Genomic DNA, 12,426 nt, shown 5'->3' with positions numbered 1-12,426 from the left:
GTATTGTCTCAACCGTTTTTTTTTTATGTCTTCGATAGAATTTACACATATAGTAGGAACAGTTATTATTCATCGGCTGTAATAAGCATGGACGTGTTCCTATTTTTTTCAAGATGAACTTCTCCCCAAGTGCAGAGGGAATCTAGTATTGCTCCTAAAGACCAACCATAATCAGTTAAAGAATACTCTACTTTCGGTGGTACTTGGTTATATACTTTTCTTTGGATTACATCGTCTTCTTCTAGTTCACGTAATTGCTGTGTTAGCATTTTTTGTGTAATACCAGGCATTAAACGTTTTAATTCACTCGTTCTTTTTGTTCCTTTCTTTAAATGACAAAGAATAACAACTTTCCACTTTCCACCAATAACTTCTAAAGTCGCCTCTACAGGAATATTGTATGTCTTCATAAAAAACCCTCCTTTGATGAATTTAGATTTCAGTTTTGGGGCTAAATACGTTTTGGTACTAAAAATATTCCTTTTTAGTGCCTATAACACTTTAAAGTGCGTACTATTTATTGTGCTAAATATAATTCATAATAACTCATGTAAGAGGGAAGTGAGCAGAACTATACTAGAAAGTTCATATGTTACTTTTTAGTACCTATAATACTTTAAAGTGCGTACTTTTTATTATGCTAAATATATTCCATAATAGCACATGTAAGCAAGAAATGAATAAAATGTACTTTAAAGTACATTTGGAATGGGTCCAATTGAATTAGTTTGCATCAACTTTATGAGGAAAGTCACACAAAAGAAAACTATTTGTTATGTCGATAGAATAAATCCAACATTTAACAGTTGATTAATAGAACTGTAAAGTTTAAATTTACAGTATGGTTTTTGGAAGTGAATTGTGTGAGGTATAGGCATATTGCCACCGTCTGTAAAATGTAGTTACAGTAATTTTATTAAAGCATCATTTTAAAAAGAAATGGATAGTTAAGATAAATTAAATATTGCCGAATAAATAATATTACGTAAATTTGATTCTAAACTGTAATTTTTTTTAATACATTTCAATAACCCATACTTGAAATAATTGTGTATTTGATACAAAACATTAAAGGAGTGTTTAAAATATGGTAATTCTATATACGACAGCAAGCTGTGGTTCATGCCGAAAAGCAAAAGCATGGCTCGAGGAACATCAAATTGATTATATTGAAAAAAACATCGTATCAAATTCTATGACAGTCGATGAACTTAAATCGATTCTTCGTTTAACTGAAGATGGTGCTACTGAAATTATTTCAACTAGATCTAAAACTTTTCAGGAATTAAATATAAATATCGAGGCACTTTCGCTTAATGAATTTTATAAATTAATAATTGAGTATCCTCAAATGTTACGTCGGCCAATTATGCTGGACGAAAAAAGATTACAGATTGGTTTTAACGAGGAAGAAATTCGCAAATTTTTACCACGTAGCGTTCGGACATTTTTGAACATTGAATTGCAAAAATTGGCTAATTAATAAGTAATATTTTGTAAGGAAAAGTTTTTTTGAGAGGAGGAAACAGGAGATGATTGAAGTATTTGTTACAGTTAATTATAAAAATAGAAATTACCAAACAAATGTTATAGTGAGTAAGGATACGATATGGACAAAAATTAAACAGTTGGCAGAAGAACAAGTCAAGAAACAATGGAATCTTTAAATTTATTTTCAGACTTAAAAAGCATAAATGATAAAAGATAGTTCAAAAAGCTAAATGAAGCTAATAGACATTGGTGAGCTCGTATAGAATATAATGGAATGTATTTCTTCAGGGTAAGAATTATATATATCTTAACGTTTGACAAACCTATCTGTAATATTTATAGTTACAGTATGTTGAAAAGTGATTAGCAATTTATATCGTAGGAGGAAGACCATGAACAGTGACTTTACCTTGGCCATTCACAGTTTAACTTATCTAGCTCTACAGCCAGATCGGATGTCAACAAGTAATGCTATTTCAGAAAGTGCAGGTGTTCACCCAGTACGCATTCGCAAAGTGCTAAGTTTGTTAAAAAAACATAAGTTTATACAATCAAAAGAGGGGATTGGTGGAGGATTTATTTTCGCTCAAGATTTAAGTGAAGTTAACCTTTGGCATATTTATCAAATAACCTCAGAAGGTGCTTTGCAACCTAAATGTCCAGAATCGAACGATCAGTGTATTGTAGGTTCGAATATGCGAAAAGTCCTTTTTACTATTTTCTTAGGCGCTGAAGAACATCTAGGTGAATATTTAAAGAACTATACAATGAAAGAAGTAGTTGATCTTATCAATCAAGAACGATAAACGGCTTAATTGTTATATAGCCGTGGAGTTCTAATGTCGAAATGTAATGAAAAACATTACAGTTTAATTTATTTTATATATCTTGTTTACTGTTATTTAAAAATGGAGAACTATTCTTATTGTTTTAATACTAAAATCATTTGTAAGAAGGTGAAAAAGTATGATGTCAAATAATAATCCTGTTTTAAAAGTAGGAGATTGGGTTCGAGGAATATCAGTAGAGGGTGAACTAATACTTGGTTACATTGAATCATTTGATAACGTAGGGGAAGTAGTTAAGGTTAATGTTGTTAAATGTGACAACAAAGACACAATAAGTAAAACAATGTCCTTTTTAAGTAAACACGTAAAAAAACTTCCTGAATCAAAGGCAATAAACAAGGAGCAAATCCTTTTTCTTATAGATCTAGCATTATTAACAGGAGATGAAGAATGGTTTATCGGACTTTCTTCAAAATTAAACTCGATAAACGAGCTAGTTAATGGAGGAGTTTAAAAATTATTATAAATATAATTTCTTTCGGAATCTTTAATTGTGATAAAATCAATTCTTTGGTTTTAAAAAGTCCCATTTTTTCGCGATTAGCGACAAAAAGCCACCTTTCACATAAGGTGGCTTTTTCGGTATTCATATGAGTGAAATATAGTATCTTTTCGCAAGGCCATTGTAATACTGCAAAAAATGCAAACACCTTGATTTATATTAATTAGTCACGTCTAAATGGACCTTTTGGAGCGATAAGCTGGATCACGGAAGTAGGCAACGCCTGTACCAAATCCAGATCTCAAGCCATCTTCTTCCTGGAAGACAATCGGCTCACCATCTGGTTGTACCCCAATTGCTTTTAGACGTTCCACAGCGGCATCAATATCTTCTACTTCAAAACAAAGATGCATCGCACTAATTTGATCATTTGAGTAAGATGCTTTATCTGATTTAGGGATAACATATTCTAGAATGTCGATATTCAAATTGTCTAAGTGAAGGTTTGCATACTTAATACGAGTATCTTCAAGTCCTTGGGTTTGCGCCATTCTTTTTCCGCCGATTTCATCGATGTTCGATACTTTTTTACCTGTTAATGCTTCATAAAAAACGATAGATTTTTCTAAATTACTTACGGTAATTCCGACGTGATTTACTTGTGAGAAGCCTGCTGTTTTTTCACTCATCTTTGTTGCCTCCTATTTTTTGATAGCATAATTGTAAAAGTTATAAAAATAGATTTCCAATGATAACATGACAAACGATTTTCCTTTAAAAATGTATTCTTTTCATCAATGTTTTACTGTAATTAAAATGAGCCTTTAATAGTAGTTCTATTCTAAGTCTTTTGTAACAAGACAGGAAAGAGTTTGTGCATTTATGTAAATGTATCGTGAATGAATGTTTTTATTATGAATAAAGAAAAGGAAAATATAAAAGTTGTTTTTCGGCCAGAAAAGAATCTAATACCTACTAGGTTCTTTTTGTTTCACTTGATAAAAAACTTTGATGAAATTGGATTACAACCATTGAGCAAAAAAGTTAATTATTGAAAATATTATTCTTTAGTACATACATTTTTAATATGTTAAATATATTTCATAATAGTCTCTGTAAGAGGGGGATAAGTAGAAAAGTACTTTAAAGTACCTATAGCACTTTAAAGTGCGTACTTTTTATAACATTGAATATCATTCATAATAGCACCTGTAAGAAGAAAGTAAGCTTTACGGTATTAGTTACTCGATGTTACAGCAGTTTATTTAGATTCAGAATAATTGAAAGTTAATACTTTAGAATGCGATAATTCCAAAAAATGCCAATATGGCATGGAACGATTATGGAGGTTGAAGATATGAGCACTTCAAATTTGAGTGAAATAAGTAAACAAATTTTAATAGAGGAGGAAACACTTCAATTTTCTTCTTTTACAAATGAAGATGCTTTGCAACTAGGTTTATTTATCGTTGAAACAGCAAAACAAGAGGGGAAATTGATTGCTGTTGATATAACCAAAAATGGTGTGCAATTATTTCATTTCAAGATGACAGGGACAACTGAGGAAAATACGAAATGGATTGAGCGTAAAAAACGGGTCGTTTCCCTGCATAATCATAGCTCGTATTATATGCAGATACAAAGTGAAATAACTGGAATTCCATATAATGAAAAATATCTTTTAGATGCTTCAGAATACGCTGCGTTTGGGGGATGCTTTCCTATCCAAATAAAAAACGTGGGGGTTATTGGAATGGTTACAGTCTCAGGATTACCACCAGAAGAAGATCATGAATTGGTTATAAGAGCAGTTAAAAACCATTTAAACCAGTAGTTGTAGTTAGTGAGTAGATAATCAATTTTAGGGGGGCAATACTATGCCATTAATCGAGCTAAATACTTGGCCGACCATGTCAACAGAAGAAAAACAGGAATTCATTTATGCAGTAACTGAACTTACAACAAAATTATTAAAAATTGTCCCTGACAAAATTCAAGTGTTGATAACGGAACTTGAGAAAGAAAATTGGGGAAAAGCTGGGGCTGTAGCAAGTGATGCTACCTTTGCTGAAAAAAGTAGAGTGTCCAATTGGGAGACAGAAGAGTCTTACTATACACTGGATAGTACCGTTGATGGAATGGCTATTATCAAGATTGATATATGGAATACATTTGATCAAGATACAAAGGATAAGTGGGTAAAAGAGCTTACACAACTAACATCTAAATATACTCATGCACCTTTGGATAAAGTCCTTATTCTTATTCGCGAAATGATTCCAGGAAACTGGGGACAAAGTGGTGTAACGGGAGCCGATAAAGATTTCCTTTCCAAAAGTCGTACATTTTAATCGTTAAATAAAAAAGGCAAAAATGAACATATTTCTGTTCGTTTTTGCCTTTTTTATTATTGGTCTGCGGTAATGAGCATGGATGTATTTCCAGTCTGTTCGAGATGACATTCTCCAAAAGTACAATGAGAATCTAATATGGGCTCTAAAAATCAATTGTAATCAGTTAAAGAATATTCTATTTCCGCTTGTTCGTTTGTTGTCCTTTTGTTAAGTAACAAAGGAGAACAAACTTACATTTTCAAGCGATACCATCTAACGTTGCCTCTATAGGAAGATTGTATTTCCACATATGAAACCTTCCTTTGGTGAATGCAGATTTCAGTTTTTGAACAAAATAAGTTAGACTGTGCAAATGTTACTTTTTAGTACCTATAGTACTTTAAAGTACGTACTTTTTATTATGTTGAATATCATTCATAATAGCACATGTAAGAACGAAACAAGCCTTACGATACTAGTTAACTATGTTATTTTTTAGTATCTATAATACTTTAAAGTTTGTACTATTCATTATATTAAATACATTTCATAATAGTACATGTAAGAGAAAAGCGAAAAGTACGGTACTAAAAAGTACCTATAGTACTTCAAAGTGCGTTCTTTAAAAAAGAATGAAACCATTCATAATAGTGTTTGTAGAGATTAAATATATTTTTTAGAAGATAAAAAGGTGTTTTTATCGCACTATTATGATAGGAATTATAGGGAAGAGGGGAAACTCAATTGAATTCATATACAGTATCTTCTTCAGCAGCTCAAACAAATAGAAGAAGTATGTTTGCGTTATTAGCGCTAGCAATTAGTGCATTCGGGATTGGGACAACTGAATTTGTAAGTGTCGGTTTATTACCATCCATTTCAGAAGATTTAAATGTCTCGGTTACAACAGCTGGTTTAACTGTTTCTTTATATGCGTTAGGAGTAGCGTTTGGTGCTCCAGTATTAACGTCGTTAACAGCTAATATGTCGCGAAAAACGTTATTAATGTGGATTATGATTATTTTCATTATTGGTAATGGAATCGCAGCGGTAGCAACAAGCTTCACTGTATTACTTATTGCGAGAATTGTGTCTGCGCTTTCGCATGGTGTGTTTATGTCAATTGGCTCAACGATTGCTGCGGCACTTGTACCAGAGAATAAACGTGCTAGCGCAATTGCCATTATGTTTACTGGAGTAACAGTAGCAACTATTACAGGTGCACCAATTGGAACGTTTATTGGTCAACAATTTGGCTGGAGAACATCATTTTTGGCAATTGTGGTAATTGGAATCATTGCCTTAATCGCAAATAGTATTCTAATTCCTTCTAATATGAAAAAAGGTACGTCTGTATCATGTCGTGATCAATTTAAACTGATTACGAACGGAAGACTATTACTTGTATTCATCATTACCGCATTAGGATATGGGGGAACATTCGTAACATTTACGTATTTATCTCCGTTATTACAAGAGGTAACAGGGTTTAAAGCAAATACGGTTACTATCATTTTGTTAGTGTATGGAATCGCAATCGCGATAGGGAATGTAATTGGCGGGAAATTATCGAACCATAATCCAATTCGAGCGCTATTTTACATGTTCTTTATTCAAGCGATTATATTATTTGTTTTAACATTTACAGCGCCATTTAAAGTTGCTGGGTTAATCACAATTATTTTTATGGGACTATTCGCATTTATGAATGTTCCAGGGCTACAAGTATATGTCGTAATGTTAGCTGAACGATTTGTACCGAGTGCTGTCGATGTTGCATCGGCAATTAATATTGCGGCGTTTAATGCTGGGATTGCTCTTGGTGCTTATTTAGGTGGTCTTGTAACGAACTCGTTAGGGTTAATTCATACAGCTTGGGTAGGTGGCATTATGGTAGTAGGAGCTGTTATTTTAACAACGTGGAGTATGGCATTAGAAAAACGAGATCAAGTAAAATAAAAGGAGAGAAAATAAAATGAAAAATTTACAAAGTAAAACAACATTGCATAACGGTGTAGAAATGCCTTGGTTCGGTTTAGGTGTATTTAAAGTAGAAGAGGGACCAGAACTTGTAGAAGCTGTAAAAGCAGCGATTAAAGCAGGATACCGCAGCATCGATACAGCTGCGATTTATGGAAATGAAAAAGCAGTAGGTGAAGGGATCCGTGCAGGAATCGAAGCAGCTGGGATTTCAAGAGAAGAATTATTTATCACTTCAAAAGTATGGAACGCAGATCAAGGATATGAAGCAACACTTGCTGCATATGAAGAGAGCTTAAAAAAATTAGAACTAGATTATTTAGATTTATATCTTGTTCACTGGCCTGTAGAAGGGAAATATAAAGATACGTGGAGAGCATTAGAGACACTTTATAAAGAAGAGCGCGTACGTGCAATTGGCGTAAGTAATTTCCAAATTCATCACCTGCAAGATGTAATGAAAGATGCAGAAATTAAACCGATGATTAACCAAGTAGAATACCACCCTCGTTTAACACAAAAAGAATTACAAGCTTTCTGTAAAGAGGAAGGTATTCAAATGGAAGCATGGTCACCACTTATGCAAGGTCAATTATTAGATAACGAAACATTACAAGAAATTGCTGATAAACACGGTAAAACAACAGCGCAAGTTATTTTACGTTGGGATCTACAAAATGGAGTGATCACAATTCCAAAATCAACGAAAGAACACCGCATTATTGCAAATGCTGATGTATTTAATTTTGAATTAACAAAAGAAGATATGGAAAAAATCGATGCGTTAAACGAAAACCACCGCGTTGGTCCAGATCCTGATAACTTCGATTTCTAATAAAAATGAGAAAAAAGAGTGCAAAAGTTGCACTCTTTTTTTATATTTTTTATTCAAGAAAGTGTTTCTGTTTATTTGAATATCGTTTATATCATAACTTTTAAATTGCGTTACGCTATCTAGAGATTTGATTCTAAAACAGAATGAATGGGGACAGTATAAAGTTTGACATATAATAATGCATTCTATAATATATGTGCTATAGCACGTATATTGCGAGTTATTTGGAGGTGGCATATGGACCTATATGATTTAACAGGATATCTTGTTCATCGCACTGATGTGAAGTTAACAAATTATTTCATGAAACAATTAAAGCCTTATGGTGTTACTCCGGAACAATGGAGTCTTATTAGTATTCTTGATAGTCAAAGAGGTATGACCCAAAAGGATCTAGCCCAAACAATTGATAAAGATCATAGTACGATTGTAAGGATGATACATTCCATGGAAAGAAAAGGGTTTGTCGTGAAGAATTTTAATGAACAAGATAAACGTTCACATTACATTTTTTTGACTGAAAAGGGTGAAGAGATAAAAAAAGATATTTTACCTGTAGTTAAAAATGCTAACGATTTTGTAACAAGTAGTTTAACTAGTGAAGAGGTTCAACAGTTAAAGGTATTGTTAAATAAATTATATAATGTAAGTTATTAGTCAGATATTCCTTATAAAATAATTTTATAAGGAATAAAATTTACCATTTATGTGCTATAGCACATAAATGCCATCTCTTAACTTGTAACGTCCAAAATCTAAATAATACAGTAGATATATTATGAAACGAGGAGATTTTAGTTATGGAAAAATTCATATTAGCGTTTGATAGAGAACTTGTAATTGCAGAAAAAAAAGACTCAACATGGAGCGTTCACTCGCAGTTTGTAGGTGCTAATCCAGTTGCGTTAGCTTCTGATCCATACGACCCAAAAAGAATGTATTGTGGTACTTTTGATAGAGGATTATGGAGAAGTATAGATGGAGGAAGTTCATGGGAAGCAATTGGTACGTTACCTTCTTTTGGTGAAGTGTTTCCAGCTAATACTATTAATATGAGATCTATTACAGCAGTTTCTGTATCTCCATCGAAGGGTGATGACGGTAACGGGATAGTATATGTAGGAACTGAACCAAGTGCAATGTTTGTATCCAAGAATGGAGGAGACAGTTTTGAGTTACTAACCGATTATCGACAAATGCCATCGTATTCATCGTGGTTCTTTCCTCAAAGAACATATACACACCATGTAAAACATATTGAAATTGATGCTACTAATCCACAAACCATTTATACGACTATTGAGGTAGGGGGATTAATCAAAAGTGTAGATGGCGGTATTACATGGACTGAGGAAAAAGAGGGGAACTATCCTCAAGATATCCACGTTCTTAAATCGCATCACAATGCGCCAAATCGTTTATACGGGGTTTTAGGTGATTCATTCTTGAAGGAACCAGGTCAAGAGTATGCGGAGAGTTGTGATGGAGGTAAGACTTGGAGCTATATTTGTAGTGGGTTAAAGCATCATTACGCATATCAAATGGCAGTTAACTCAACTGATCCAGAAAATATTATTATTGCGACATCTTCAAATCCACACGTAGCGCATGATTACAATAATGGAAATTGTGAATCATTTATTTATAGAAAAGAAAAAAAACAGTCTTGGACAGAAATGAGTTCAGGTTTACCAGCTCCTAAAGGCACAATCATACCAGTTTTAAAGGCAACAAACGATGGAACGTTCTATCTGTTTAGCAATAAAGGAGTTTATCAGTCATTAGATGGCGGTTCAAATTGGACATCATTAGAGATTCCTTGGGAGAAAAGATTTATGGCACAACATCCTTATGAGATGTTAATTATTAAATAATCGGCGGGAATAGTTTTTACTATTATTCATTAGAAATGTTTAGTTAAATTTAAATGTTAATATCTTTTATTGAAGGTACTCCGAATCCAGATGAAATTTGATGATCAAAGTAGCTACAGTTCATATTTGTGTAAATATGAAACAAGCAGGATACATTAATAGAGAATGGATAAAATAGTACCAAACGATGACTAGATTTTATCAATGATTTTATAAGACTTAGATTCAGAATGATTAACAATTGGTGCTAGGGAGTCTAATGATTAAAAAATTCAAATCATATTATCTTCGAGATATATTATTTTGAAGGATATTAGAACTTAGGAGGAGATAAAGTTATGACAAAAGATTTTTATACTGCACTGAAAGAAAGACGTACTTACTATGGGATTAATAAAGAGGTACAAGTATCAGATGAAAGAATTAAAGAAATCGTGGAGTTTGCTGTGAAATATACTCCATCAGCTTTCAATTCTCAAACTGCGCGATTAGTTGTATTATTTGGTGAAGCTCATAATAAATTATGGGATATTACAACTGAAACATTAAGAAAAGTAGTTGGAGATAGGGATTTCTCAGGAACGCAACAAAAAATGGATTCCTTTAAAGCTGGTTATGGAACAGTACTATTCTTTGAAGATGAAGCTGTAGTTAAATCACTTCAAGAAAAATTTGCTGCATATGCTGAAAACTTCCCGATTTGGTCAAACCAAGCATCAGGTATGCACCAATTAGTTGTGTGGACGGCATTAGAAGCAGAGGGATTAGGAGCATCTTTACAACACTATAATCCATTAATTGACGATGAAGTGAAAAAAGAATGGGATATCCCTGCTAATTGGAAACTTATTGCACAAATGCCATTTGGTAATCCAACAGCTGAACCAGGTGAAAAAGAATTCCAACCGCTTGAAGAGCGTGTGAAATTTCATAAGTAATATTCTAATTTAATAACTTAAATGTGGTTTGAAAATAAAGCGTCTAGTTACAACAGATGTATTCGCTCTTTTTAGTAATGGGGGATATATTTGTCATTGGTGAAATTCGCTAAAAACACTATTGTATTTTCTAAAAGAACAAGGCGATCATTTTTGATCGCCTTGTTTAACATTTGTACAATTTATAATGCAAATATTTATTAGCCCGTAAGGTTAATAATCTAAATTCTTAAACTAGCAATAAAGGAGTTTTTAGCACTCTGTTACTTACCAACACGGATTAATTTTTATTATCGAGTCATTGTTACCAAACGTTTTTCAACACTATTTTTCCTATTGCTTCATTCGACTCCATATACTCATGTGCTTGTGCAACTTCATCAAACGTAAAAGTTTTAGAATCTAGCAATGGTCGAAGTTTTCCTTCTTCTACTATTTGAGTTAGTTTAGTTAAAATCTCCCCGCAAGCGTCACGTTTATCTTTATGTAATATTTTTAACGCCATAAAAGTAACGTGCAGAGAGAGTCCTTTTGCGTGTAAAGAAGAGAGATCATGGGTTGAACGAGCTGCAATAGTTACGACAGTTCCATTGACCGCGGCAGCTTCAAAAGAATTATCGAGATTCTTGCTACCTACCGTATCAAATATAACTTCAAATCCGTTTCCATTCGTATGTTTTTGCACATATTCTTGAACAGATTCTTCTTTATAATTAATAGCTATGTCGGCTCCTAGATGATGGGCTATTTCAATTTTGTTCTGCTGAGAAGCTGTTGTAAAAACTTTAGCACCTGCCCATTTAGCCAGTTGAATGGCTACGTGTCCTACGCCACCAGTAGCTCCATGAATGAGGACATTTTGACCAGGTTTAATATTTGCACGATCAAATAAAGATTCCCAAGCCGTAATTGCAACTAATGGTAGAGCAGCTGCTTCTTCCATTGTTAAATTTTTAGGTTTGTGAGCAATTAATCGAATATCAGCAAGCATAAACTCTGCAAGTGCACCACCAGTAGTTCCTTTAAAACCTCCGGCACACCCATATACTTCATCGCCAAGTTTGAATTTCGAAACACCTTCGCCTACTTCTATAACAATACCAGCTATATCCCCGTGCAATATAGCTGGAAATTCAGGAGCAACTGATGAAACAGCGCCACTGCGTATTTTCGTATCGATTGGATTTACACTTGTCGCTTTTACATGGATTAGAACATGTCCTGGTAAAAGTATCGGTTTTGAAAACTCTTCTAATTGAAATACAGATGAATTCCCAAAAGAATGGATGATTTGTGCTTTCATTGTTTATTACCTCCTGTTCGTGGTTATAGCATAGCAAAGTACAAAAAATAAGTATAATATTATGATTTAGTCAAAAAGTTAACTCCAGTTAGAGTTTCACTTAGTTTCCAAAGCATTTCTGCATATTCTGTATTACTAGCCCAAGGTCTAACTCCTGATGGTTCTGGATTTTCGGCAGAAACAGCTTCCGCAATATCAACATTTTCGCAATACACGCCACCTTGATCAGCAAGTTGGCTATTTACCGCACACCATACAATTGTAGCGGCTCCTTCTGTAATGCTTTTAAATTCTTCATCATATTTTACTAAAGCTCGACTTCCATGCTCGTCCAATGCTCCCATTGAACGCATTTCTTCATCAGTTAAATTTCGAGATAAAC

14 protein-coding genes and 2 pseudogenes are annotated in these 12,426 nt (G+C 33.4%); 11 read left to right on the top strand and 5 right to left on the bottom strand.

Annotated features, from left to right (window positions below; genetic code table 11):
* Window positions 1-65: 65 nt before the first annotated feature.
* Window positions 66-410, bottom strand: coding sequence for a winged helix-turn-helix transcriptional regulator (locus ACTFQM_RS12265; RefSeq protein ID WP_440034525.1), 345 nt, complete (start codon window positions 408-410; stop codon window positions 66-68).
* A gap of 677 nt (window positions 411-1,087) precedes the next feature.
* Here ACTFQM_RS12265 and spxA point away from each other — a divergent pair.
* The 4 genes from spxA (at window position 1,088) to ACTFQM_RS12245 (ending at window position 2,793) form a co-directional block, all read left to right on the top strand.
* Entirely contained in the window at window positions 1,088-1,483 is a 396-nt protein-coding gene (gene spxA, locus ACTFQM_RS12260) for a transcriptional regulator SpxA (protein ID WP_071719078.1), read from the top strand.
* A 49-nt stretch (window positions 1,484-1,532) separates the two neighbouring features.
* Window positions 1,533-1,667 carry a BA3454 family stress response protein gene (locus ACTFQM_RS12255; protein WP_025149240.1) on the top strand — a complete coding sequence of 45 codons (135 nt, stop codon included), beginning with the start codon at window positions 1,533-1,535 and terminating at the stop codon, window positions 1,665-1,667.
* Between the two features lie 216 nt (window positions 1,668-1,883).
* The gene (gene saiR, locus ACTFQM_RS12250) at window positions 1,884-2,297 is read left to right on the top strand and encodes an Rrf2-family transcriptional regulator SaiR (protein ID WP_025149241.1); all 414 of its coding nucleotides are present in this window, start codon (window positions 1,884-1,886) and stop codon (window positions 2,295-2,297) included.
* Between the two features lie 163 nt (window positions 2,298-2,460).
* Window positions 2,461-2,793: an IDEAL domain-containing protein gene (locus ACTFQM_RS12245; protein WP_025149242.1), complete on the top strand. Its 333-nt coding sequence runs from the start codon at window positions 2,461-2,463 to the stop codon at window positions 2,791-2,793.
* A gap of 211 nt (window positions 2,794-3,004) precedes the next feature.
* Here the strand turns inward: ACTFQM_RS12245 and ACTFQM_RS12240 are convergent.
* Window positions 3,005-3,470, bottom strand: a pseudogene (locus ACTFQM_RS12240) (VOC family protein).
* A gap of 629 nt (window positions 3,471-4,099) precedes the next feature.
* On the opposite strand from ACTFQM_RS12240, the gene ACTFQM_RS12235 reads away from it, so the two are divergent.
* Both ACTFQM_RS12235 and ACTFQM_RS12230 read left to right on the top strand, forming a co-directional pair.
* Window positions 4,100-4,615: a heme-degrading domain-containing protein gene (locus ACTFQM_RS12235; RefSeq protein WP_440034522.1), complete on the top strand. Its 516-nt coding sequence runs from the start codon at window positions 4,100-4,102 to the stop codon at window positions 4,613-4,615.
* 43 nt (window positions 4,616-4,658) lie between these two features.
* Window positions 4,659-5,132 (top strand): tautomerase family protein, encoded by a 474-nt coding sequence (locus tag ACTFQM_RS12230; protein WP_440034520.1) that lies wholly within the window; start codon window positions 4,659-4,661, stop codon window positions 5,130-5,132.
* A gap of 56 nt (window positions 5,133-5,188) precedes the next feature.
* Here the strand turns inward: ACTFQM_RS12230 and ACTFQM_RS12225 are convergent.
* Window positions 5,189-5,424 (bottom strand): annotated as a pseudogene (locus ACTFQM_RS12225) (hypothetical protein).
* A 485-nt stretch (window positions 5,425-5,909) separates the two neighbouring features.
* Between ACTFQM_RS12225 and ACTFQM_RS12220 the strand changes: the two are divergent.
* The 5 genes from ACTFQM_RS12220 to ACTFQM_RS12200 all read left to right on the top strand — a co-directional run bounded on the left by ACTFQM_RS12220 (window position 5,910) and on the right by ACTFQM_RS12200 (window position 10,741).
* Window positions 5,910-7,073 (top strand): MFS transporter, encoded by a 1,164-nt coding sequence (locus ACTFQM_RS12220; RefSeq protein WP_440035767.1) that lies wholly within the window; start codon window positions 5,910-5,912, stop codon window positions 7,071-7,073.
* 16 nt (window positions 7,074-7,089) lie between these two features.
* On the top strand, window positions 7,090-7,929 hold the full coding sequence (locus ACTFQM_RS12215; protein ID WP_440034519.1) for an aldo/keto reductase: 840 nt from the start codon (window positions 7,090-7,092) through the stop codon (window positions 7,927-7,929).
* Between the two features lie 237 nt (window positions 7,930-8,166).
* Window positions 8,167-8,586, top strand: coding sequence for a MarR family winged helix-turn-helix transcriptional regulator (locus ACTFQM_RS12210; protein WP_440034517.1), 420 nt, complete (start codon window positions 8,167-8,169; stop codon window positions 8,584-8,586).
* A 143-nt stretch (window positions 8,587-8,729) separates the two neighbouring features.
* A complete protein-coding gene (locus ACTFQM_RS12205; RefSeq protein WP_440034515.1) occupies window positions 8,730-9,803 on the top strand; it encodes a WD40/YVTN/BNR-like repeat-containing protein in 1,074 nt (357 codons plus the stop codon).
* Window positions 9,804-10,141: 338 nt separating this feature from the next.
* Entirely contained in the window at window positions 10,142-10,741 is a 600-nt protein-coding gene (locus tag ACTFQM_RS12200) for a nitroreductase family protein (RefSeq protein WP_071719073.1), read from the top strand.
* 304 nt (window positions 10,742-11,045) lie between these two features.
* On the opposite strand, the gene ACTFQM_RS12195 is transcribed toward ACTFQM_RS12200, so the two are convergent.
* On the bottom strand, window positions 11,046-12,044 hold the full coding sequence (locus tag ACTFQM_RS12195) for a zinc-dependent alcohol dehydrogenase family protein (protein ID WP_440034513.1): 999 nt from the start codon (window positions 12,042-12,044) through the stop codon (window positions 11,046-11,048).
* A 59-nt stretch (window positions 12,045-12,103) separates the two neighbouring features.
* Window positions 12,104-12,388, bottom strand: a complete 285-nt coding sequence (locus ACTFQM_RS12190) for a hypothetical protein (RefSeq protein WP_440034511.1) — start codon at window positions 12,386-12,388, stop codon at window positions 12,104-12,106.
* Window positions 12,389-12,426 lie beyond the last annotated feature (38 nt).

This window comes from Bacillus cereus group sp. MYBK30-2, from assembly GCF_051915945.1.
Taxonomy (GTDB): domain Bacteria; phylum Bacillota; class Bacilli; order Bacillales; family Bacillaceae_G; genus Bacillus_A; species Bacillus_A paramycoides.
This window is presented reverse-complemented; position numbering and strand designations above follow the sequence as displayed.